Source organism: Methylosinus sp. PW1 (assembly GCF_000745215.1).
Taxonomy (GTDB): Bacteria; Pseudomonadota; Alphaproteobacteria; order Rhizobiales; family Beijerinckiaceae; genus Methylosinus.
The window spans coordinates 1,920,073-1,941,357 of sequence record NZ_JQNK01000009.1 but is presented as its reverse complement, the minus strand read 5'-3'; the positions used below and the strand labels follow the sequence as shown (position 1 = coordinate 1,941,357).

General features: G+C 65.0%; 19 protein-coding genes. 12 read left to right on the top strand and 7 right to left on the bottom strand.

What is annotated here, in order from left to right; translation table 11 throughout:
* Positions 1–22: 22 nt before the first annotated feature.
* Entirely contained in the window at positions 23–1,420 is a 1,398-nt protein-coding gene (locus K369_RS18890) for a M48 family metalloprotease (RefSeq protein WP_036293288.1), read from the top strand.
* A 34-nt stretch (positions 1,421–1,454) separates the two neighbouring features.
* Here the strand turns inward: K369_RS18890 and K369_RS18885 are convergent, their stop codons facing one another.
* Together K369_RS18885 and K369_RS28305 are read right to left on the bottom strand one after the other, a co-directional pair.
* Entirely contained in the window at positions 1,455–1,862 is a 408-nt protein-coding gene (locus K369_RS18885) for a type II toxin-antitoxin system HicB family antitoxin (protein ID WP_036293281.1), read from the bottom strand.
* 40 nt (positions 1,863–1,902) lie between these two features.
* Positions 1,903–2,223, bottom strand: a complete 321-nt coding sequence (locus K369_RS28305) for a type II toxin-antitoxin system HicA family toxin (protein ID WP_084570824.1) — start codon at positions 2,221–2,223, stop codon at positions 1,903–1,905.
* Between K369_RS28305 and pdxA the strand changes: the two genes are divergently transcribed.
* The 7 genes from pdxA to rplA all read left to right on the top strand — a co-directional run bounded on the left by pdxA (position 2,177) and on the right by rplA (position 6,636).
* The gene (pdxA, locus tag K369_RS18880; RefSeq protein ID WP_036293277.1) at positions 2,177–3,178 is read left to right on the top strand and encodes a 4-hydroxythreonine-4-phosphate dehydrogenase PdxA; all 1,002 of its coding nucleotides are present in this window, start codon (positions 2,177–2,179) and stop codon (positions 3,176–3,178) included. The genes K369_RS28305 and pdxA overlap by 47 nt on opposite strands.
* Positions 3,175–4,038: a 16S rRNA (adenine(1518)-N(6)/adenine(1519)-N(6))-dimethyltransferase RsmA gene (gene rsmA / locus K369_RS18875; protein WP_036293276.1), complete on the top strand. Its 864-nt coding sequence runs from the start codon at positions 3,175–3,177 to the stop codon at positions 4,036–4,038. The genes pdxA and rsmA overlap by 4 nt, the downstream gene beginning before the upstream one ends.
* A gap of 33 nt (positions 4,039–4,071) precedes the next feature.
* Positions 4,072–4,293, top strand: a complete 222-nt coding sequence (locus K369_RS18870) for a hypothetical protein (protein ID WP_036293274.1) — start codon at positions 4,072–4,074, stop codon at positions 4,291–4,293.
* A 175-nt stretch (positions 4,294–4,468) separates the two neighbouring features.
* Positions 4,469–4,660 (top strand): preprotein translocase subunit SecE, encoded by a 192-nt coding sequence (gene secE / locus K369_RS18865; protein WP_036293272.1) that lies wholly within the window; start codon positions 4,469–4,471, stop codon positions 4,658–4,660.
* Positions 4,661–4,720: 60 nt separating this feature from the next.
* Positions 4,721–5,251, top strand: a complete 531-nt coding sequence (nusG, locus tag K369_RS18860; protein WP_024881586.1) for a transcription termination/antitermination protein NusG — start codon at positions 4,721–4,723, stop codon at positions 5,249–5,251.
* A gap of 247 nt (positions 5,252–5,498) precedes the next feature.
* On the top strand, positions 5,499–5,927 hold the full coding sequence (gene rplK / locus K369_RS18855; RefSeq protein WP_018267520.1) for a 50S ribosomal protein L11: 429 nt from the start codon (positions 5,499–5,501) through the stop codon (positions 5,925–5,927).
* Between the two features lie 4 nt (positions 5,928–5,931).
* Positions 5,932–6,636 carry a 50S ribosomal protein L1 gene (rplA, locus tag K369_RS18850; RefSeq protein ID WP_018267521.1) on the top strand — a complete coding sequence of 235 codons (705 nt, stop codon included), beginning with the start codon at positions 5,932–5,934 and terminating at the stop codon, positions 6,634–6,636.
* Positions 6,637–6,675: 39 nt separating this feature from the next.
* On the opposite strand, the gene K369_RS18845 is transcribed toward rplA, so the two are convergent.
* Both K369_RS18845 and K369_RS26660 read right to left on the bottom strand, forming a co-directional pair.
* Complete coding sequence (locus tag K369_RS18845) at positions 6,676–7,296, bottom strand: PAS domain-containing protein (protein ID WP_084570734.1); 621 nt, start codon at positions 7,294–7,296, stop codon at positions 6,676–6,678.
* 264 nt (positions 7,297–7,560) lie between these two features.
* On the bottom strand, positions 7,561–7,899 hold the full coding sequence (locus K369_RS26660; protein ID WP_156967976.1) for a hypothetical protein: 339 nt from the start codon (positions 7,897–7,899) through the stop codon (positions 7,561–7,563).
* 458 nt (positions 7,900–8,357) lie between these two features.
* On the opposite strand from K369_RS26660, the gene rplJ reads away from it, so the two are divergent.
* The 4 genes from rplJ (at position 8,358) to rpoC (ending at position 18,032) form a co-directional block, all read left to right on the top strand.
* Complete coding sequence (rplJ, locus tag K369_RS18835; RefSeq protein WP_018267525.1) at positions 8,358–8,879, top strand: 50S ribosomal protein L10; 522 nt, start codon at positions 8,358–8,360, stop codon at positions 8,877–8,879.
* Positions 8,880–8,931: 52 nt separating this feature from the next.
* The gene (rplL, locus tag K369_RS18830; RefSeq protein ID WP_018267526.1) at positions 8,932–9,309 is read left to right on the top strand and encodes a 50S ribosomal protein L7/L12; all 378 of its coding nucleotides are present in this window, start codon (positions 8,932–8,934) and stop codon (positions 9,307–9,309) included.
* Positions 9,310–9,460: 151 nt separating this feature from the next.
* Complete coding sequence (gene rpoB / locus K369_RS18825) at positions 9,461–13,606, top strand: DNA-directed RNA polymerase subunit beta (protein ID WP_036293267.1); 4,146 nt, start codon at positions 9,461–9,463, stop codon at positions 13,604–13,606.
* Between the two features lie 235 nt (positions 13,607–13,841).
* The gene (rpoC, locus tag K369_RS18820) at positions 13,842–18,032 is read left to right on the top strand and encodes a DNA-directed RNA polymerase subunit beta' (RefSeq protein ID WP_036293265.1); all 4,191 of its coding nucleotides are present in this window, start codon (positions 13,842–13,844) and stop codon (positions 18,030–18,032) included.
* A gap of 301 nt (positions 18,033–18,333) precedes the next feature.
* Here rpoC and K369_RS18815 read toward each other — a convergent pair whose 3' ends face one another.
* From K369_RS18815 to infC, 3 genes are all read right to left on the bottom strand, one after another.
* Entirely contained in the window at positions 18,334–19,509 is a 1,176-nt protein-coding gene (locus tag K369_RS18815) for an IS4 family transposase (protein ID WP_036289774.1), read from the bottom strand.
* 170 nt (positions 19,510–19,679) lie between these two features.
* Positions 19,680–20,540: a hypothetical protein gene (locus tag K369_RS18810; RefSeq protein WP_245278244.1), complete on the bottom strand. Its 861-nt coding sequence runs from the start codon at positions 20,538–20,540 to the stop codon at positions 19,680–19,682.
* A gap of 67 nt (positions 20,541–20,607) precedes the next feature.
* Positions 20,608–21,135, bottom strand: a complete 528-nt coding sequence (gene infC / locus K369_RS18805; RefSeq protein WP_024881579.1) for a translation initiation factor IF-3 — start codon at positions 21,133–21,135, stop codon at positions 20,608–20,610.
* Positions 21,136–21,285 lie beyond the last annotated feature (150 nt).

The following is a 21,285-nucleotide window of genomic DNA, read 5'->3' as shown; positions in this document are numbered from 1 at the left end:
CCGCTTACGCCACTCTCCGCCGATGGATCGTAAAAGCGGCAAGCGGCGGACGCTTCTCACCGGTCTCCTGATCTTCGCGCTCTGCGCGCCAGCGCGCGCGGAGGAAGACGGCCCGCGCGTGTCGATCATCCGCGACGCGGAGATCGAGCAATTATTGCGGGACTACACCGCCCCCGTGCTGAAGGCGGCGGGGATTCACAGCGAGGCGGCCAAGATCATTCTGGTCGGCGACCGCTCCTTCAACGCCTTCGTCGCCGACGGGCAGAAGATCTTCGTCAACACCGGCGCGCTGATGGAGGCGAAGACGCCCAATGAGATCATCGGCGTCCTCGCCCATGAGACCGGCCATATCGCCGGCGGCCATTTGGCGCGCGGGCGGCAGGAGCTCGCCAAGGCGACCATCCTCTCCGTCGCCGGAATGTTGGCGAGCGCCGGCGCCATGGTCGCCGCGCGCGGCGCCTTCAACCGTCGCGACGGGCAGGTGGGCATGGATTCCGCCGGCGCCGTCGGAATATTGCTCGGCCCGCAAGAGGCGGTGAAGCGCTCGCTGCTCGCCTATCAGCGTGGCGAGGAGCAGGCCGCCGATCGCATGGCGGTGCGCTTCCTCACGGCGACGCATCAATCCGCCAAGGGCATGCTGGAAGTGTTCAACCGCTTCGCCAGCGAATCCTTGTTCAAGACGACGGCGATCGACCCGTATCTGCAATCGCATCCGCTGCCGAACGAGCGCATCTCTAATCTCGATCAGGCCGCGAAGCAGTCGCCCTATTTCGATGTCCCGGATTCGCCGGCGCTGCAGGCGCGTCACGATCTGATGCGCGCCAAGCTCGTCGGCTTCATGGGCAATTCCGGCGAGGCGGCGCGGCGCTATCCGATCTCCGATCTTTCGCTGCCGGCGCGCTACGCCCGCGTCACCGCCGATAATCGTTTCGGCCGGCTGGAGGAGGCGCTGCGCGGCGCCGACGCGCTCGTCGCGGCCGATCCGAAGAACCCTTACTTCTGGGAGCTGAAAGGGCAGATTTTGCTGGAGGCCGGCCGCGCCAATCAGGCCATCGCGCCTTTGCGCAAGGCGGCGGCCATCGCCGGGCCGGCGGCGACGCCGATCCGCGTGCTGCTCGGCCATGCGCTGGTCTCGGCCGACGATCCCAAGCTGCTGAACGAGGCGGTGAGCGTGCTCGCCAACGCCACACAGCGCGACGAGGACAGCGCCGACGCCTGGGAGTTTCTGTCCATGGCCTATTTCCGCAAGGGCGAGAACGCCAAGGCGCAGCTCGCGGCGGCCGAGGGTCTCTTCGTCGCCGGCAAATATGTCGAGGCGCGCACCCAGGCGACGCGCGCCCAGGCGCAGTTCAAGGAAGGCACGCAAGGCTGGCTGAAGGCGGATGATATATTGACCTATCGCCCGCCGGGAAGCGAGTGAGGCGATCCCCCGGCCCTTTGCCGAGGCGCGTTCTTCAGGTGGATTGCTCGGTGAGCCGGCGCTTTGCGGCCTCGGCGAGAAATGACGATCGCGTCTGGCCAGCGGCGCGAGCCGCGCGATCGACGCGTTCGAGCAGGTTCTCGTCGATCGAGATGTTCACGCGCACGGCGCGGCTCGGAAGCTCGACCTCCACAGCGGCGATGGTCGCGTGGTCGAACCACTCCTCCACTTCTGGATCGGCGCGCAATTGCGCGACATTTCGCAAGTGAGGCAGCGGCTCGCCATCGGCCGTCATTCCCTCGACATGAAGTGCGAGCGCCTGGCCGCCTTTGAAGATCGCTTCATCGATGGAGTCACCGACGCTGACGCAGCCTGGAAAATCAGGAAAGGATATTCCAAATTTGCCGCTCTCCTCGTGAATGAGCGCAATCGCATGACTCATTCCGCGTCTCCCTCGCCCAGCTTCTCGAATCCAGCCGCCTTCACCAGGGCCAGCCCGCCTGCTTGTAAATCGACCGCAATGTTCCCGTCGGGAACTCCTTCGCGCCGGCGTCTATGGTCACTCGGCCCGGCCGGACTGGATGCGTGTATTGAACATGATCGCCGGGACCCTTACGAGAGATGCGCCAGCCGTCAGCGTGCAAGCGCGCCTCAATGTCTTTTCGCTTGTTGCTGCGTCCGGCGCGGCCCAAAAGATAATCCTCGCCCTCTTTGTGTAAATATACACAAGGGCCACGAATTCGTCGAGGCGCTGAATTGACCACGCTTCCCCTAGCCCTCACCCAGGGCGACCCTTCCGGCATCGGCCCGGAGCTGACGCTGAAGGCCTATGCCGCGCGCAAGACGCGGGCTCTGCCGCCCTTCTTCGTGCTCGCCGATCCGGCGCAGCTCGCGCGGACGGCGGCGGCGCTCGGGCTCGAGATCGCGCTGCGCGAGGTCGCGCCGGAGGGGGCGGCGGCGGCTTTCGACGCGGCTCTGCCGGTCGCGCCGCTCGGCCTCTCGGTTCGTGGCGCTCCCGGCGCGCCCGAGCCTGCCGACGCCGCGGCGACGATCCTCTCGATAGAGCGCTCGGTCGAGCTGGTGGCGGCGGGGAAAGCGCGCGCGCTCGTCACCAATCCGATCGCCAAAAATGTGCTCTACGCCGCCGGCTTCGCGCATCCGGGCCATACGGAGTTTCTTGCCGCGCTGGCGGAGCGGCGGTTCGGCCGCCCCTTCCGCCCGGTGATGATGCTCTACTCGGAAGAGCTCGCCGTCGTTCCAGCGACCATCCATGTCGCGCTCGCCGAGGTTCCGCGCCTTCTCACCCGCGAGCTGCTGGTGGAGACGGGCGTGATCGTCGCCGCTGATCTTTCCTCCCGCTTCGGCCTCGCTTCGCCGCGCCTCGCTTTCGCCGGCCTCAACCCGCACGCCGGCGAGAGCGGCGCCATGGGCCGTGAGGAGATCGAGGTGATCGCCCCCGCCATCGCCGAGCTGCGCGGGCGGGGGATAGACGCCACCGGCCCGCATCCCGCCGATACGATGTTCCACGCCGCCGCCCGCGCGCGCTATGACGCCGCCATCTGCCCGACGCATGACCAGGCGCTGATCCCCATAAAGACGCTGGCCTTCGATCGCGGCGTCAATGTCACTCTGGGCCTGCCCTTTGTGCGCACATCGCCGGACCATGGCACGGCTTTCGACATCGCCGGCAAGGGCGTCGCCGAGGCGACGAGCCTCATAGAGGCGATCCGCCTCGCCGACCGAATGACGGCGCGATGATCGACGATCTGCCGCCATTGCGCGAGGTGGTCGCGCGCCATGGCCTGATGGCCAGCAAGGCGCTCGGCCAGAATTTCCTCTTCGATCTCAATCTCACCGCCCGCATCGCCCGCGCCGCCGGGCCGCTCGAATGCGCGACCGTCGTCGAGATCGGGCCTGGGCCGGGCGGCCTCACCCGCGCGCTGCTCGCCGAGGGGGCGGGGCGCGTCATCGCGGTGGAGCGCGACTCGCGCTGCATTCCGGCGCTGCGCGAGATAGAGGCGCGCTATCCTGGGCGGCTAGTCATCGTCGAGGGCGACGCGCTGGCGCTCGATCCGGCGGAACTGGCGCGGCTGCATGGGCTCGGCGGACCGGCGCGCATCTGCGCGAATCTTCCCTATAATATCGCCACCGAGCTGCTGGCGCGCTGGATCGAGGCGGAGCCTTGGCCTTCGGTGTTCGACCGCTATGTGCTGATGTTCCAGCGCGAGGTCGCCGAGCGCATCGTCGCGACGCCGGCGCAGCGCGCCGATTATGGCCGTCTCGCCGTGCTCTGCGGCTGGCGCACACGCGCGCGCATTTTGTTCGACCTCTCGCCCTCGGCCTTCACGCCGCCGCCCAAGGTGACGTCCTCCGTGGTGGAGCTCATTCCCAACGCCGCCCCGCTCGCCTGCGATCCGAGGCTCCTGTCGCAGGTGACGCGCGCGGCCTTCGGCCAGAGGCGAAAAATGCTGCGCCAGAGCCTGAAGTCGCTGCCGAAGCCGGGCCTCGACGTCGCCGCTCTGCTGGCGCGGGCGGGCATAGAGGAGACGCGCCGCGCCGAGGAGATCGACATCGGCGGATTCGTCGCATTGGCGCAGGCTCTGGCTGTCCTATCTTGACTCTGCGGCGCCTATCTTCGAGGAGCGGCAGTAATGGCGAAATTCTATTTTGCGGCGGTGGAGACCGAGGAAGGCCTGCGCGCCGAGCTCAAGATCGCAACCCCTTATTCGCTGGCGGCGGATGTCTTCGATCCGAGCGAGAGCTTTGCTGATTACGAGGCGAAGCTGGACGGCGCCTTGCGTGAGCTGGAGCGCACGCGCGAAGAGGCGCGCGCCTGGTTCGCCAAGCATAATGGCGCATCGGCGGCCGGGTGAGGGCGCGTTTTCCCGGGGCCTGAATTTCCGCTTGGCGGCCCCGCCTTACTCGATTATAAGCACCAGATGCGTGGCGCGCGGCCTGGGGCCTCGCGCCGCGACTGTTTTGTGGCGGTCCCGATGAGTCCCGTGGCCGCGGTCCTCGGCTCGGTGAAACATCTCGACTCGGTGAAGCATGGCCAATCCGTTTCAGTTCCTGCAAGAAGTGCGCTCGGAAGCGAGCAAGGTCGTGTGGCCGACCCGCCGCGAGACCCTCATCACCTCCGGCCTGGTGGTCCTCATGGTGCTGGCCGCGAGCATTTTCTTCGTCGTCGTCGATCAGGGGCTGCGACTCGCCGTGGGCATGCTGCTGCGGATCGGCCAGTAAGGTCGAGGAACCCGCCGGCGCGCCGATCGTCGAGAGCGAAATTTTGGAGCTTGTCGCGCCGTGAGCATGCGCTGGTATATCGTCCACGCCTATTCGAACTTCGAGAAGAAGGTCGCCGACTCCATTCGCGAGGGCGCCGCGCAGCGCAATCTCTCCGATCAGTTCGAGGAGATTCTCGTGCCGACCGAGCAGGTCATAGAGGTGCGCCGCGGCCGCAAGGTCAGCTCGGAGCGCAAATTCTTCCCCGGCTATGTGCTGGTGAAATGCGACCTCTCCGATCAGGTGTTCTCGCTCATCAAGAACACGCCGAAAGTGACCGGCTTCCTCGGCGCAGACAATAAGCCGATGCCGATCAGCGAGGCGGAGGCGATGCGCATCAAGGGCCAGGTGGCCGATGGCGTCGAGCGCCCGAAGCCCTCCATCTCCTTCGAGATCGGCGAGACGGTCCGCGTGGCCGACGGCCCCTTCGCCTCCTTCAACGGCGTGGTGGAAGAGGTCGACGACGCCCGCTCGCGACTCAAGGTGGCGGTGTCCATCTTCGGCCGGCCGACGCCTGTGGAGCTGGAATTCGCGCAGGTGGAGAAGGTTTGATTCCACGAATTCCCTCTCCCGCTCGCGGGAGAGGGTGGCCCGGCGTAAGCCGGGTCGGGTGAGGGCGCTTCGAGAGTCCCCATCCGTCGCGCATTTGCGCGACGCCTTCTCCCGCGAGCGGGGGAAGGAAAAAGCCGTGGCGGGCGCGCCCCTGTCGCCAGGGGGATCACGCGTCGGACCACGAACTGCAACCGGCGGCTCGGGACGCGGAAGCGTTCCCGGGGCCGCTCAATGTTGGAGATGAGACATGGCGAAGAAAATCGCCGGCTACATCAAGCTGCAAGTGCCGGCGGGCGCGGCCAATCCGTCGCCGCCGATCGGTCCCGCGCTCGGTCAGCGCGGCCTCAACATCATGGAATTCTGCAAGGCCTTCAACGCCAAGACGGCGCAGATGGAGAAGGGGACGCCCATCCCCGTCATCATCACGGCCTTTCAGGATCGCTCCTTCACCTTCGAGCTGAAGCAGCCGCCGGTCTCCTACTTCCTGAAGCAGGCGGCGGGCGTCAAATCGGGCTCGAAGACGACCGGACGCGGTTTCGTCGGCCAGGTCACACGGGCGCAGATTCGCGAGATCGCCGCGAAGAAGCTGCAAGACCTCAACACGACGTCGATCGAGTCGGCCGCGTCGATGATCGAGGGCTCCGCCCGTTCCATCGGCCTCGAAGTGGTGGGGTGAGATCATGGCCCATATCGGAAAACGCATCGCCAAGGCGCGTCAGGCCGTCGAGCGCACCAAGCTCTACCCGGTCGAGGAAGCGATCAAGCTGGTTCGCGCCAACGCCACCGCCAAATTCGACGAGTCGATCGAGATCGCGATGAATCTCGGCGTCGACCCCAAGCATGCGGACCAGATGGTGCGCGGCGTCGTCAATCTGCCGAATGGCACCGGCCGCACGCTGCGCGTCGCCGTCTTCGCCCGCGGTCCCAAGGCCGATGAGGCCAAGGCCGCCGGCGCGGATATCGTCGGCGCCGAGGATCTCGTCACCATCGTCCAGGGCGGCACGATCGAGTTCGATCGCTGCATCGCCACCCCGGAGCTGATGCCGCTGGTCGGCCGCCTCGGCAAGGTGCTCGGCCCGCGCGGCCTGATGCCGAACCCCAAGGTCGGCACGGTGACGATGGACGTCGCCGGCGCGGTGAAGGCCTCCAAGGGCGGCGCCGTCGAGTTCCGCGTCGAGAAGGCCGGCATTGTGCAGGGCACGGTGGGCAAGACCTCCTTCGAGGAGGGCAAGCTCGCCGAGAACATCCGCGCCTTTGTGGATGCTGTGGCCAAGGCCAAGCCCGCCGGCTCCAAGGGCACCTATATCCAGCGCGTGGCGCTCAGCTCCACCCAGGGGCCTGGCGTCAAGGTGGATGTCGCGACGCTCGGCGCGACGCAGGCGTGATGCGAGGCGGCTCGCGATCGAGCCGCCGACGCCGCGAGATTATCGACGCGAGGGATCATCCTCTCGCGTCGAGCCGTCCGCGCCCCCTTCATAGACGGTGAAGCGCGGCCGTCTCTGCAGATCGCGCGTCGGCGTTCCGGGCGCGAGAGGCAAAACCAGCGCCGTTTCCTCGCCGAGCACACGCAGCGATACGATATGCAGCGCCTCGACCGGCGTGCGCCCGAGCCATAGCGGCCGCTCGCCGGGCGCGAGGGAGCCGAGAACGCGCGCATGTGTTTTTCCGAAATAGCGGATCGGCAGGAGCAAGAGCTCGAAATCGACGATTTCGATCCCTCCGACCAGAAACCCCTTGGCTCCGGCGATGACAGGGGTCGTGTCGTCCGTGACGATGCGCAGGATCGTTTTCACATCCTCGCGCCCGGACTCGCTCCATATTCCGAGAAAAGAACGGCTCCTCCGCTCGGGCGGCCAAAAGGCGCCGACGCGTGCGCCGCAGAGCCCGGCCGGAACGAAATAGCTCAGCTCCGTCTCAATGACGAAGGCGTCCGAAAGAGTGACGAAGGCTTTCGCCAAATCCATCTCATGGCAGTCCGGGGCCGCGCGCTCGCCTTTGAAGCCCCTCCAATACTCGTACAAAATTCTGTTGGCTGGATGTCTCATGCCGCCTCCCGCCCATAGAACGATTCCCTCCGCCCTCGAGTGTCCGTGCACGTCTATGTCTTCGGGTCGACGGGCATGGCGGTTTGCGACGAAACCGCGGCGCGACGCCCGAGATGATCGAAGCTGCCGCGCGCCCTCGTGCGAGCCGCGCGCAGGCGCGCGACGCGCCGGGTCGCGAGTTTCGACAATTCATGTGTCCGAACAAGCATTTTCGCCAAATGATCCGCGGGAAAGATTCGAGGTAAACAGAACCTCTTTCTTTTGCTATGATGCGAAAGCATCGCTATTGTCTGAATTGCGAGACTCAAAATGTTCGAAAAGCCATGCGCTCGAGGCGGCATTGTCGATCGAGGACTCCTCACGGCCCGTAGCAGCGGTCTCGAGAACGTCAACGAGGCGCTGCGCCGGGCTCTCGGTCACTCGATCATCGGTTTCGTCATCGCTTTCGGCTTTGCGAAGATCGCCTATGTCGAAGCTCGAGCGATCCTCCTGGAGAGTCGCGGCTTTTTCAGGGCTGGACCCTAGCTTTGGCGCAGGGCGGCCGCTCGGGCCGGGGCAAAATTTTTGCTTGGCAAATGTCGCGGCCCCCTTTAATAAGGCCATTCCGGGGTCGGCCAGCGTTCGCGACCCCGTTTTCAGATATCAGCTTCCGTCGAACCGAGTCCCCAGATGCGGGAGAAGGCGAGACGGTGGATAGGCCGGCGGACCCGGGGGAGATTCCTCGCGTCCCGTCCGGCCATGTCCTGTCCGAGACTGCCGGCGCCTGTCCGAGGCTCACCCCGAGGACGGCTCAATCGGCTCGCTGGACGGCGGAGCCCTCCGCCCCCGACGAGCGGCCTGCATAGACGGGGAAGACCGGAATTGTAGGGCCGGCGCGGCGCTTTTCAAAGCTCGCGCGCGGTCTTTCGAATTTGGTTGGCGCCCCTCTGATCCGAGGCGAGGCCGTTTCGGCCTCAGCCGAGGGGACAGGATCTACGGCGCCGTCGTTCCCGCCGCTCTCGCGGCGATGCGACGGCTCATCGCAACGGCGGGGCTCGTCCCCGCTCGAGGAGAGAGCAACCGTGGACAGAGCGGAGAAAAAGCAAGCCGTCGCGGCGCTGAACGAGGTCTTTGCGAAGACCCCGGTCGTCGTCGTGGCGCATTACTCCGGCCTGACCGTCGCCCAGATGCAGAAGCTGCGCAAGCAGGCTCGTGAATCTGGCGCTTCCGTGCAGGTCGCCAAGAACCGCCTCGCCAAAATCGCTCTCGACGGCACGAGCGTCGCCTCTATCGGCCCCCTTCTCAAGGGGCCGACCCTGATCGCCTATTCGGACGATCCGGTGGCGGCGCCCAAGGTGGCCGCAGCCTTCGCCAAGGATCACGACAAATTCGTCATCCTCGGCGGCGCGCTCGGCGCCCAAGCCCTCGACCCCGACGGTGTGAAGTCGCTCGCGACTCTCCCGTCGCTCGACGAACTGCGCGCAAAGCTCGTGGGCCTCATCCAGGCTCCCGCGACCAAGCTGGCGCAGCTCACGACCGCTCCGGCCTCGAAGCTGGCGCGCGTGGTCCAGGCCTATGCCGACAAAGACGCGAACGCGGCCTGATAGGCGGCGCAAATCCAACCAAGCAGAACCGAATTCGAAGGACTGAAGCAACATGGCTAATCTCGAAAAGATCGTCGAAGACCTGTCGAGCCTGACCGTGCTCGAGGCCGCCGAGCTGGCGAAGCTCCTCGAGGAGAAGTGGGGCGTCTCGGCCGCTGCGGCCGTCGCCGTCGCCGCCGCTCCGGGCGCGGCCGCCGCTGCGGCCCCGGTCGAGGAGAAGACCGAGTTCAACGTCATTCTGGCCGCCGCCGGCGACAAGAAGATCGAGGTCATCAAGGAGGTCCGCGCGATCACCGGCCTCGGCCTCAAGGAGGCCAAGGATCTGGTCGAGGGCGCTCCCAAGCCGGTCAAGGAAGGCGCTTCCAAGGACGAGGCCGAGAAGATCAAGGCCGCCCTCGAGAAGGTCGGCGCCAAGGTCGAGCTCAAGTAAGACGAAAACTCCCCTCTCCCGCCATGCGCGGGAGAGGGTTTTCGGCACGGATGACCAGGAGCGAATGGCGAATAGCGAATAGCGAAAGACACCGGTCCTTTCGCTATTCGCAACTCGCTATTCGCTTTCAATAAGAGGATCGAGAGGCGACATGGCTCAGACTTCGGCGCAAACTTTCTCCGGTCGCAAGCGTGTCCGCAAATTCTTCGGCCATATCCGCGAAGCCGCGGAAATGCCCAATCTGATCGAAGTTCAGAAAGCTTCCTACGACCAGTTCCTGCTCGTCGACGAGCCTGCGGGCGGGCGTCCCGACGAGGGTCTGCAGTCGGTCTTCAAATCCGTTTTCCCGATTTCCGATTTCTCGCAGGTCGCCCTGCTCGAATTCGTGCGCTACGAGTTCGAGCCGCCGAAATACGACGTCGACGAGTGCCGACAGCGCGGCATGACCTTCGCCGCGCCGCTGAAGGTGACGCTGCGCCTCATCGTGTTCGATGTCGATCCCGACACGCAGGCGAAATCCGTCAAGGACATCAAGGAGCAGGACGTCTATATGGGCGATATGCCCTTCATGACGGCGAACGGCACCTTCATCGTCAATGGCACGGAGCGCGTCATCGTCTCGCAGATGCACCGCTCGCCGGGCGTCTTCTTCGACCATGACAAGGGCAAGAGCCATTCCTCCGGCAAGCTGCTGTTCGCGGCGCGCATCATTCCCTATCGCGGCTCCTGGCTCGACATAGAGTTCGACGCCAAGGACATCGTCTATGCGCGCATCGACCGTCGCCGAAAAATTCCGGCGTCGTCGCTGCTGTTCGCGCTCGGCATGGATGGCGAGGAGATTCTCTCCACCTTCTACAACACCATCACCTTCAAGGCCTCCGGCGACAGCTGGCGCCAGCCCTTCGACCCGGAGCGTCTGAAGGGACTGAAGGCCGTCAACGACATTGTCGACGCCGACACCGGCGAGGTGATCGTCGAGGCGGGCAAGAAGCTCACCGCGCGCGCCGCTCGTCAGCTCGCCGAGAAGGGCGTGAAGGCGATCAAGATCCAGTCCGAGGATCTCTACGGCCAGTTCCTCGCGCAGGATCTCTATGATCCCTCGACGGGCGAGATTTTCGCCGAGGCCGGCGACGAGATCACGGTGAAGTCGCTGCCGCTGCTGGTCGAGAAGGGCTTCGACGAGCTGCCGGTGCTCGACATCGACCATATCAACATCGGCCCCTACATCCGCAACACGCTGGCGGTCGACAAGAACTCGTCGCGCGAGGAAGCGCTGTTCGACATCTACCGCGTCATGCGTCCCGGCGAGCCGCCGACGATGGATACGGCGGAGGCGATGTTCTATTCGCTGTTCTTCGATCCCGAGCGCTACGACCTCTCGGCCGTCGGCCGCGTGAAGATGAACATGCGCCTCGACCTCGACGCGCCGGACACGATGCGCGTCCTCCGCAAGGAGGACATCGTCGCCGTCGTGCGCGCGCTCGTCGATCTGCGCGATGGACGCGGCGAGATCGACGACATCGACCATCTCGGCAATCGCCGCGTGCGCAGCGTCGGCGAGCTGATGGAGAACCAGTATCGTCTCGGCCTCCTGCGAATGGAGCGCGCGATCAAGGAGCGCATGTCCTCGGTCGACATCGACACGGTGATGCCGCAGGACCTCATCAACGCCAAGCCGGCGGCGGCGGCGGTGCGCGAGTTCTTCGGCTCGTCGCAGCTCTCGCAATTCATGGACCAGACCAATCCGCTGTCGGAGATCACCCATAAGCGCCGCCTCTCGGCGCTCGGTCCGGGCGGTCTGACGCGCGAGCGCGCCGGCTTCGAGGTGCGCGACGTGCATCCGACGCATTACGGCCGCATCTGCCCGATCGAGACGCCGGAAGGTCCGAACATCGGCCTCATCAACTCGCTCGCCACCTTTGCGCGCGTGAACAAATACGGCTTCATCGAGGGTCCTTATCGCCGCGTGCGCGACGGCAAGGTGACGGATGAGGTCGCCTATCTCTCCGCCATGGAAGAGCAGAAATATCACGTCGCCCAGGCCAACGCCCCGGTCGACGCGGAGGGCAATCTGCTCGAGGATCTGGTGCTGTGCCGTCACGCCGGCGATGTCGTGCTCGTCCCGCGTGAGCGCGTCGACGCCATGGACGTGTCGCCCAAGCAGCTCGTCTCGGTCGCCGCGGCGCTCATTCCCTTCTTGGAGAATGACGACGCCAACCGCGCGCTGATGGGCTCCAACATGCAGCGCCAGGCCGTGCCGCTGGTGAAGGCCGACGCGCCGCTGGTCGGCACCGGCATGGAGCCGGTGGTCGCCGCCGACTCCGGCGCCGCCATCGCCGCGCGCCGCGCCGGCGTCGTCGATCAGATCGACGCGACCCGCATCGTCATTCGCGCGACGGAAGAGCAGGACCCGACCAAGCCGGGCGTCGACATCTATCGTCTGATGAAGTTCCAGCGCTCGAACCAGTCGACCTGCATCAATCAGAAGCCGCTGGTGAAGGTCGGCGACTATGTGAAGAAGGGCGACATCATCGCCGACGGTCCCTCGACCGATCTCGGCGATCTGGCGCTCGGCCGCAATGTGCTCGTCGCCTTCATGCCGTGGAACGGCTACAACTTCGAGGACTCGATCCTTCTCAACGAGCGCATCGTCAAGGACGACGTCTTCACCTCGATCCATATCGACGAATTCGAGGTGATGGCGCGCGACACCAAGCTCGGCCCGGAGGAGATTACCCGCGACATTCCCAACGTCTCGGAAGAGACGCTGAAGAATCTCGACGAGGCCGGCATCGTCTATATCGGCGCGGAAGTGCAGGCGGGCGACATTCTTGTCGGCAAGATCACGCCCAAGGGCGAGAGCCCGATGACGCCGGAGGAGAAGCTGCTCCGCGCCATCTTCGGCGAGAAGGCCTCCGACGTTCGCGACACGTCTCTGCGCGTGCCGCCGGGCGTGCAGGGCACGATCGTCGAGGTGCGCGTGTTCAATCGCCATGGCGTCGAGAAGGACGAGCGCGCCCAGGCGATCGAGCGTGAGGAGATCGAGCGTCTCGCCAAGGACCGCGACGACGAGCTCGCCATTCTCGACCGCAACACCTACGCCCGTCTCTTCGAGATGCTGGTCGGCAAGATGGCGATCGCCGGGCCGAAGACCTTCAAGAAGGACCAGCCGCTCAGCCAGGCGATCCTCGACGAATATCCCCGCTCGCAGTGGTGGACCTTCGTCGTCGAGGACGACCATCTGATGGCCGGCATAGAGGCCGTGCGCAAGCAATATGACGAGTCGAAGAAGGGTCTCGAGAACCGCTTCCTCGACAAGGTCGAGAAGCTGCAGCGCGGCGATGAGCTGCCGCCCGGCGTGATGAAGATGGTCAAGGTCTTCGTCGCGGTGAAGCGCAAGATCCAGCCCGGCGACAAGATGGCCGGACGCCACGGCAATAAGGGCGTCGTCTCGCGCATCGTGCCGCAGGAGGACATGCCCTTCCTCGAGGACGGCCAGCCGGTCGATATCGTGCTGAATCCGCTCGGCGTGCCGAGCCGCATGAATGTCGGGCAGATTCTCGAGACGCATCTGGGCTGGGCCTGCGCCGGTCTCGGCAAGCAGGTGGGCGCCGCCGTCGACGCCTATTTGCGCAGCAAGGATGTGGCGCCGCTCAAGGAGAAGCTCGTCGACATCTACGGCCCCAACGAGTCGCTGAAGAGCCTCGACGAGCCGACCTTGGTGGAAGTCGCGAAGAATCTGCGCCGCGGCGTGCCGATCGCGACGCCGGTCTTCGACGGCGCGCGCGAGAAGGACATTGTCGAGATGCTGACGCGGGCGGGGCTCTCCTCCTCCGGTCAGGTCACGCTCTTCGACGGGCGCACGGGCGAGCCCTTCGATCGTAAGGTGACGGTCGGCTACATCTATATGCTGAAGCTGCATCATCTCGTCGACGACAAGATCCATGCGCGCTCGATCGGTCCCTATTCACTGGTCACGCAGCAGCCGCTGGGCGGCAAGGCCCAGTTCGGCGGACAGCGTTTCGGCGAGATGGAGGTGTGGGCGCTCGAGGCCTATGGCGCGGCCTACACGCTGCAGGAGATGCTGACGGTGAAATCCGACGACGTCGCCGGCCGCACCAAGGTCTATGAGTCGATCGTGCGCGGCGACGACACTTTCGAGTCGGGCATTCCCGAGAGCTTCAACGTGCTCATCAAGGAAATGCGCTCGCTGGCGCTCAATGTCGAGCTCACCTCGGCCGAGCCCGAGGAGGGCGACGAGCCGCCGCCCGAGACGACGGCCGAGGCGGCGGAATAAAGCCGCCATTCTTCCTTCTCCCGCAGGGCGGGAGAAGGTGGCCCTCGCGTCAGCGAGGGTCGGATGAGGGCCGGCGCCGCTCGCGCGAGCCTTGAAGGACCCTCACCCGACCCGGCGTCGCCGGGCCACCCTCTCCCGCAAGCGGGAGAGGGGCGCGCACCGAGGTTTATGGGCGCGACGGACAAAGATGGCGAGCCCAGCCGCTTCATCCGTCCTGCGTCTCTAGGAGAAGACCATGAATCAGCAAGAGGTCATGAATCTCTTCAATCCGGTCGTCCAGCCGCAGGCGTTCGATCAGATTCAGATTTCGATCGCGAGCCCGGAGAAAATCCTCTCCTGGTCGTTCGGCGAGATCAAGAAGCCGGAAACGATCAACTACCGGACCTTCAAGCCGGAGCGCGACGGCCTGTTCTGCGCCCGCATCTTCGGTCCGATCAAGGATTACGAGTGCTTGTGCGGCAAGTACAAGCGCATGAAATACAAGGGCGTCATCTGCGAGAAATGCGGCGTCGAGGTCACGCTGGCGCGCGTGCGCCGCGACCGCATGGGCCATATCTCGCTCGCGGCGCCGGTCGCGCATATCTGGTTCCTGAAGTCGCTGCCCTCGCGCATCGGCCTTCTGCTCGACATGACGCTGAAGGACCTCGAGCGCATCCTCTACTTCGAGAGCTACATCGTCATCGATGCGGGCCTCACGCCCTTGAAGGAGCGTCAGCTCCTCACCGAGGACGAATATTTGCGCGCCCAGGACGAATATGGGCAGGACCACTTCACGGCGATGATCGGCGCCGAAGCGATCCGCAAGATCCTCGAGTCGATGGATCTCGAGGGCATCGCCGCGCGCCTGCGCACGGAGATCGCCGAGGCCACCACCGAGCTCAAGCCCAAGAAGCTCGCCAAGCGCCTGAAGATCATCGAGGCCTTCATTCAGTCTGGCAATAAGCCGGAGTGGATGATCCTGAAGGAAGTCCCGGTCATTCCGCCGGACCTGCGCCCGCTGGTCCCGCTCGACGGCGGCCGCTTCGCGACATCGGACCTCAACGATCTCTATCGCCGCGTCATCAACCGCAACAATCGTCTGAAGCGGCTGATCGAGCTGCGCGCGCCGGATATCATCATCCGCAACGAGAAGCGCATGCTGCAGGAGGCCGTCGACGCTCTGTTCGACAATGGCCGCCGCGGCCGCGTCATCACCGGCGCCAATAAGCGTCCGCTGAAGTCGCTGGCCGACATGCTGAAGGGCAAGCAGGGCCGCTTCCGTCAGAATCTGCTCGGCAAGCGCGTCGACTATTCCGGCCGCTCGGTCATCGTCGTCGGCCCGGAGCTCAAGCTCCATCAATGCGGCCTGCCGAAGAAGATGGCGCTCGAGCTGTTCAAGCCCTTCATCTATTCGCGCCTCGACGCGAAGGGCCATTCGGCCACGGTGAAGCAGGCCAAGAAGCTGGTCGAGAAAGAGAAGCCGGAGGTGTGGGACATCCTCGACGAGGTGATCCGCGAGCATCCGGTGCTGCTCAATCGCGCGCCGACGCTCCATCGCCTCGGCATTCAGGCCTTCGAGCCGGTGCTGATCGAGGGCAAGGCGATCCAGCTGCATCCGCTCGTCTGCGCCGCCTTCAACGCCGATTTCGACGGCGATCAGATGGCCGTGCACGTCCCGCTGTCGCTGGAAGCGCAGCTCGAGGCGCGCGTGCTGATGATGTCGACGAACAATATTCTGCATCCGGCCAATGGTCAGCCGATCATCGTGCCGAGCCAAGACATTGTTCTCGGCCTCTATTATCTGTCACTGGAGCGTGACGGCGAGCCCGGCCAGGGCATGGCCTTCGCGGATCAGGGCGAGATCGAGCATGCGCTCGCCGCCAAGTCGATCACGCTGCAGACCAAGATCAAGGGCCGCGCCTGGACCTACAATGAGAAGGGCGAGCGCATGTCGAAGATTTTCGACACGACGCCCGGCCGTCTGATCCTCGGCCAGCTGCTGCCGCGCAACCCCAAGATTCCCTTCGACGCAGCCAACAAGCTGATGACGAAGAAGGAAATCTCCAACATGATCGACACCGTCTACCGCAACTGCGGTCAGAAGGAGACGGTCATCTTCTGTGATCGCATCATGTCTCTCGGCTTCCGCGAGGCGTTCAAGGCGGGCATCTCCTTCGGCAAGGATGACATGGTCATTCCGGAGACGAAGGAGCGCATCATCACCGAGACGCGCAGCGCGACGAAGGAGTATGAGCAGCAGTACAACGACGGCCTCATCACCCAGGGCGAGAAATACAATAAGGTCGTCGACGCCTGGATGAAGTGCTCGGAGAAGCTCGCCGAGGAGATGATGATCCGCATCTCCACCGTCCGCAAGGACGAGCATGGCCGCGATCTGCCGATCAACTCCATCTATATGATGTCCCACTCGGGCGCCCGCGGCTCGCCCGCGCAGATGAAGCAGCTCGCGGCGATGCGCGGCCTCATGACCAAGCCCTCGGGCGAGATCATCGAGACCCCCATCATCTCGAACTTCAAAGAGGGCCTCACCGTTCTCGAATACTTCAACTCCACCCACGGCTCCCGCAAGGGCCTGTCGGACACGGCGTTGAAGACCGCGAACTCGGGCTATCTCACGCGTCGTCTCGTCGACGTGGCGCAGGATTCGATCATCACCACGGTCGATTGCGGCACCGAGAAGGGCATTCGCATGCGGGCGATCATCGACGCCGGTCAGGTCGTCGCCTCGCTCACCTCGCGCATTCTCGGCCGTACCGCGGCGGAGGATCTGCGCGATCAGCAGGGCAAGATCATCGTCCCCAATGGCGAGATGATTCAGGAGTGGCATATCGAGCCGATCAACGCCGCCGGCATTCAGGAGGTGAAGATCCGCTCGGTGCTGACCTGCGAGTCGAAGAACGGCGTCTGCGGCAAATGCTACGGGCGCGATCTCGCCCGCGGCACGCCCGTCAATATGGGCGAGGCGGTCGGCGTCATCGCGGCGCAGTCGATCGGCGAGCCGGGCACACAGCTCACCATGCGCACCTTCCACATCGGCGGCGCGGCGCAGCTGGCGGACCAGTCCTTCATCGAGTCCAACTTCGAAGGCACGGTGCATATCCGCAACCGCCATGTGGCGCGCAACTCGGATGGCGATCTCATCGTCATGGCGCGCAACGTCGCGGCGGTGATCGTCGGGCCGGACGGCGTCGAGCGCGCCGTCAACCGCATCCAATATGGCGCGCGGCTGAAGGTGGACGAAGGCGACAAGATCAAGCGCGGCGACCGCATCGCGGAATGGGACCCCTATACCCGTCCCATCGTCAGCGAGGTGGACGGCGCCATCGGCTTCGAGGATCTGGTCGAAGGCCAGTCGGTGACGGAGACGGCGGACGAGTCGACCGGCATCACCAAGCGCGTCGTCATGGATTGGCGTCTCAACACGCGCTCGGCGAGCCTCAAGCCGGCGATCGTCATCAAGGGCGCCGACGGCAAGGTCATCAAGCTGCAGCGCGGCGGCGACGCTCGCTACACGCTGCCGGTCGAGTCGATCATCGCGGTCGAGCCGGGCGGGCAGATCAAGGCCGGCGACATTGTCGCGCGTATCTCGCTCGAGAGCGCCAAGACCCGCGACATCACCGGCGGTCTGCCGCGCGTCGCGGAGCTGTTCGAGGCGCGCCGTCCCAAGGATCACGCGATCATCGCGGAGATCTCCGGCACAGTGCAATTCGGCCGCGACTATAAGAACAAGCAGCGCCTCTCCATCGTCCCGCATGAGGAAGGCGCTGATCCGGTCGAATATCTGATCCCCAAGGGCAAGCACATCCATCTTCAAGACGGCGACGTCGTGGAGAAGGGCGACTATATCGTCGACGGCAATCCGGCGCCGCACGACATTCTGGCGATCAAGGGCGTGGAGGAGCTGGCCGCTTACCTCGTCAATGAGATTCAGGAGGTCTACCGGCTGCAGGGCGTCAACATCAACGACAAGCACATAGAAGTGATCGTGCGTCAGATGTTGCAGAAGGTCGATATCGTCGACGCCGGCGACACCGGCTTCCTCGATGGCGAGCAGGTCGATCTCACCGAGCTCGAGGAGGCCAACGCCAAGGCGCTGGAGGAGGGCGGCAAGCCGGCCCATGGCACGCCGGTTCTGCTCGGCATCACCAAGGCCTCGCTGCAGACGCGCTCCTTCTTCTCGGCGGCCTCCTTCCAGGAGACCACGCGCGTGCTCACCGAGGCGGCGGTCAATGGCAAGGTCGATCCGCTGGTCGGCCTCAAGGAGAATGTCATCGTCGGCCGGCTGATCCCGGCGGGCACGGGCGCGGCCATGGCCAAGTTCCGTGGCATCGCAACGGGCCGCGACGATCTCATCATCACGCAGCGCGCCGCCGAAGCGGAGACGCGCCCGACGACGCCGCGCCTGCCGCCCGCCGCGGCGGAGTGAGGCGAGACGCTTTCTCTCCCTCTCCTCCACAGAGGAGAAAGAGAGGCCAGCGCAGAATGAAAAAGGCCGCCAGCGATGGCGGCCTTTTTCATGCTGGTTCAGGGCTGTTCGAGCGGACTCGAAGCTGCGTCATGTTCGGAAAATGGCCGGCGCCCTCATCCGACCCGGCTTTGCCGGGCCACCTCCCACGAGTGGGAGAAGGATTCGCGCCGAATCTATGTGGGTGCGCGGACTTCGATTGCAGAACCAAAAAAACAGCTCGCGTCCCTTCTCCTGCTTGCGCACGGCTGTCCGGGGAAACTCAGGCATAGATCATCTCGATCTGGCAGTCGGACTTCCACCGGCTCGGCACGCGATATTTGGGCGGCGGCTCGTCGATCGATGCGACGGGCCGGCGCGCGAACAGGAAGCGGCCAGCCAGCTCGGCGAAGCGCAGCGGCGGCAGAGTGACGCCGTGGCTGTGCGCGGCGATGCGCAGCAGCAGGAAGGCGATCATCGCCGCCAGCAGCTGAAGCTTGATGGCGTTCTCGTTCTTGCCCAAGAACTTGCGGATCGAGAGATGCTGCTTCAGCCAGCGGAACAGCAGCTCGATCGCCCAGCGCGCCTTGTAGAGCGCGGCGATCTCCACCGCATCGCGGGTCATGTCGTTGGTGATCACCTCGATGATCGGCGATTTCGTCCGGCTCGCCGCGTCGCGCTCGATGCGGATGCGGCGCAGGCGCATCCGCAGCTTGGAATCGCCCTTGCTGGCCAGCGCGACCTCGCTGTCCGCGAGCACGGTGAAGCCGTCGCCGCGGGTCTTATCGAGCGGCCGTTCGGCGACGACCTTCAAGCGCGTGTTGGTCTTTGGCCGCGTGACGAAGAGCGCCCCGGCGTCGTGAATGCCCTTCCACCATTTGAAATCATAATAGCCCTTGTCGAAGACATAGGTGGCGCCCGCCTCGATCGGCGTCTTCTTGCCGATGGTGACATCATTGACATTGGCGAGCGTCACCTCGACGCGATAGGGACGGTCGGCCCCGCGATCATAGGCGACATGCATTTTGAGCCCGTGGATGCGGCCGTTGGAGCGGGCGAACGCATGGAACTTGCTCAAAGGGATGGGGGTCGAGTCGATGAGGCGGAGCATCTCGGCTCCCTCGCGCCGCGTCTTGCGGTCGAGCGTCGCGGCGAGCAGAGCGAAGAGATCGGCGAAGACGGCGACGGGCCGGCGGGCGCTGGCTTCGGCGAGCGTCGAGCGCGCGAAACGCCCGACGCCCAGGTGATAATGCCCATTGGCCTCGGCGTTGAAGGCGGCGACGAGGGCGCGCAGGCTGACGACCGCGCCCAGCTGCGCGAAGATCAGCGCCACCAGATGGCTCCAGCTCCTGAAGGATTTGTCGTAGGCGTCGCCGCCGTGACGATCCACGATCTTCTGGAAGCTGCGACGATCGATCGGTTTGAGAAGCTCGACGAAGACGCTATTCTCGAGGCGCATGTCCGGCTCTTTCTTTCTGAGTCTCGACAACCAGAAAGTACCCCGAAACTCTCGGGAAAGCCGGGCATGCGCCCGCGACCTATCGACTCATTCCCCGGACAGCCGTGCTGCTTGCGGGAGAAGGTGGCCCTCGCTTCAGCGAGGGTCGGATGAGGGGCCACGACGCCGGCTCAGCGTTTCTTCTTCTTCCCCTCGGCTTCCGCCGTCTTTTTGAAGCCGCTCGCCAGCTGCGTGCCGAGCGTGAGAGCGCGCGCCTCTGTCACGCGCAGCGCGCAATAGCCGAAATCCGCCTCCTGCACATAGGAGCGGCAAATCTCCTCGCGGCGCGCGGAAAAGCCGGCCTGCTCGCGGACGAGTTCCTTGCGCTGGCCCTTTTCCGATTTCATCTTGTCGTAGAGCGCCTTGTAGTCGTTGCGCACCGTCTGCTCGATGCGGGCGCGCATGGTCAGCATCTCTTCGGCGCGCTTGGGGTCGAGCTCGCCGGCGCCCATGCCCCAGAGTCCATTGGGGTCGGCGCGGCAATCGGCCTGCTTCAGCTCGCATGCCTTGCCTTCGGAGCTGACCAGAATCGCGCCGTCGAGCGCGTCGAAGCTGAAGGGGCAGGCAGGAAACTCCACTTCATAACGAAGAAGACCGCCGGTCGTCTGCCGCGGCGTCAGGCGCAAGGGCTCGGATACCTCGATCCGGCAGGTTTCCCCAGAGCGCGTCAGCCGATCGCCCACAAGCGACAGCCGCGCCACCTCGAGCGCGCCGCCACGCCGTTGCAGCTCGATCGAGCCGCGCGCCTCGCCATCTTGATAGAGGATGCGTCCGACGATCGTCTCCTCGCTCGGCGGCTTGGGAGCGACGGGCGTCACGGCGGCGCGGGATTTGGGCTTGGCGCCGGGCTCGACGGGGGCCGCGACAGAACCCGCCGGCGCCGGCGCGACCGCGCCCGGCAGCGCCATCTGAGCGATGGCGCCGGTCGTGGCGGGGAGCGCCGAAAGAAGCGCCGCGCCGGAGAGAATCGCGCGGAGAGAGACGATGGACATGAAAGACAACAAAGACTGAAAGACGCGGCCTCGGCAAGTGCGGATCGAGGCCCCGCCCGAAGCCGCGTCAGCGCGGCGCCAGCACCATGATCATCTGCCGGCCTTCCATGGAGGGCTCGAGCTCGACCTTGGCGATAGTCGCCGTCTCCGCCTTGACGCGCGTCATCAGACGGTAGCCGATATCCTGATGCGCGATCTCGCGACCACGAAAACGCAATGTGACCTTGACCTTGTCGCCCTCCTCGAAGAAGCGCTGCACGGCTTTCATCTTCACATCATAGTCGTGCTCGTCGATGCCGGGGCGGAGCTTGATCTCCTTGACCTCGACGATCTTCTGCTTCTTGCGGGCCTCGGCGGCCTTTTTCTGCTCGAGAAATCGAAATCTGCCGTAATCGAGAATTTTGCAGACCGGCGGCTCGGAATTGGGCGCGATCTCGACGAGATCGAGCGCAGCCGTTTCCGCCAGAGAGAGGGCGTCGACAAACGGAACCACGCCGTGGTTCTTGCCTTCCGAGTCGATCAGTTGCACCTCGCGCGCGCGAATCTCCCGGTTGATGCGCGGACCCTCCTTCTGTGGGGCCGCGGTGCTCTTCATTGGACGGCGAATGGATGTTCTCCCTTCAGGATGAATTCGATCGTCTTCCGATCCGATCCGATGCGCGAGAGAAAGCGGCGTGAGCCGTCATTTCCCCCGGGGCTACCCGGCGGAGGGCCGACGCCGAAAGAATCTCACTCTCTTCGACGA

Bases quoted from the DNA above. Each gene is read 5' to 3' on its own strand.
- K369_RS18845 (WP_084570734.1), bottom strand. From the start codon at position 7,296: ATGAGACATCCAGCCAACAGAATTTTGTACGAGTATTGGAGGGGCTTC.
- K369_RS18810 (WP_245278244.1), bottom strand. From the start codon at position 20,540: ATGTCCATCGTCTCTCTCCGCGCGATTCTCTCCGGCGCGGCGCTTCTT.
- rpoB (WP_036293267.1), top strand. From the start codon at position 9,461: ATGGCTCAGACTTCGGCGCAAACTTTCTCCGGTCGCAAGCGTGTCCGC.
- K369_RS18870 (WP_036293274.1), top strand. From the start codon at position 4,072: ATGGCGAAATTCTATTTTGCGGCGGTGGAGACCGAGGAAGGCCTGCGC.
- rpoC (WP_036293265.1), top strand. From the start codon at position 13,842: ATGAATCAGCAAGAGGTCATGAATCTCTTCAATCCGGTCGTCCAGCCG.
- rplK (WP_018267520.1), top strand. From the start codon at position 5,499: ATGGCGAAGAAAATCGCCGGCTACATCAAGCTGCAAGTGCCGGCGGGC.
- rplA (WP_018267521.1), top strand. From the start codon at position 5,932: ATGGCCCATATCGGAAAACGCATCGCCAAGGCGCGTCAGGCCGTCGAG.
- K369_RS26660 (WP_156967976.1), bottom strand. From the start codon at position 7,899: ATGGCCTTATTAAAGGGGGCCGCGACATTTGCCAAGCAAAAATTTTGC.
- K369_RS18890 (WP_036293288.1), top strand. From the start codon at position 23: ATGGATCGTAAAAGCGGCAAGCGGCGGACGCTTCTCACCGGTCTCCTG.
- secE (WP_036293272.1), top strand. From the start codon at position 4,469: ATGGCCAATCCGTTTCAGTTCCTGCAAGAAGTGCGCTCGGAAGCGAGC.
- infC (WP_024881579.1), bottom strand. From the start codon at position 21,135: ATGAAGAGCACCGCGGCCCCACAGAAGGAGGGTCCGCGCATCAACCGG.
- K369_RS28305 (WP_084570824.1), bottom strand. From the start codon at position 2,223: ATGCCGGAAGGGTCGCCCTGGGTGAGGGCTAGGGGAAGCGTGGTCAAT.
- rplL (WP_018267526.1), top strand. From the start codon at position 8,932: ATGGCTAATCTCGAAAAGATCGTCGAAGACCTGTCGAGCCTGACCGTG.
- rsmA (WP_036293276.1), top strand. From the start codon at position 3,175: ATGATCGACGATCTGCCGCCATTGCGCGAGGTGGTCGCGCGCCATGGC.
- K369_RS18885 (WP_036293281.1), bottom strand. From the start codon at position 1,862: ATGAGTCATGCGATTGCGCTCATTCACGAGGAGAGCGGCAAATTTGGA.
- K369_RS18815 (WP_036289774.1), bottom strand. From the start codon at position 19,509: ATGCGCCTCGAGAATAGCGTCTTCGTCGAGCTTCTCAAACCGATCGAT.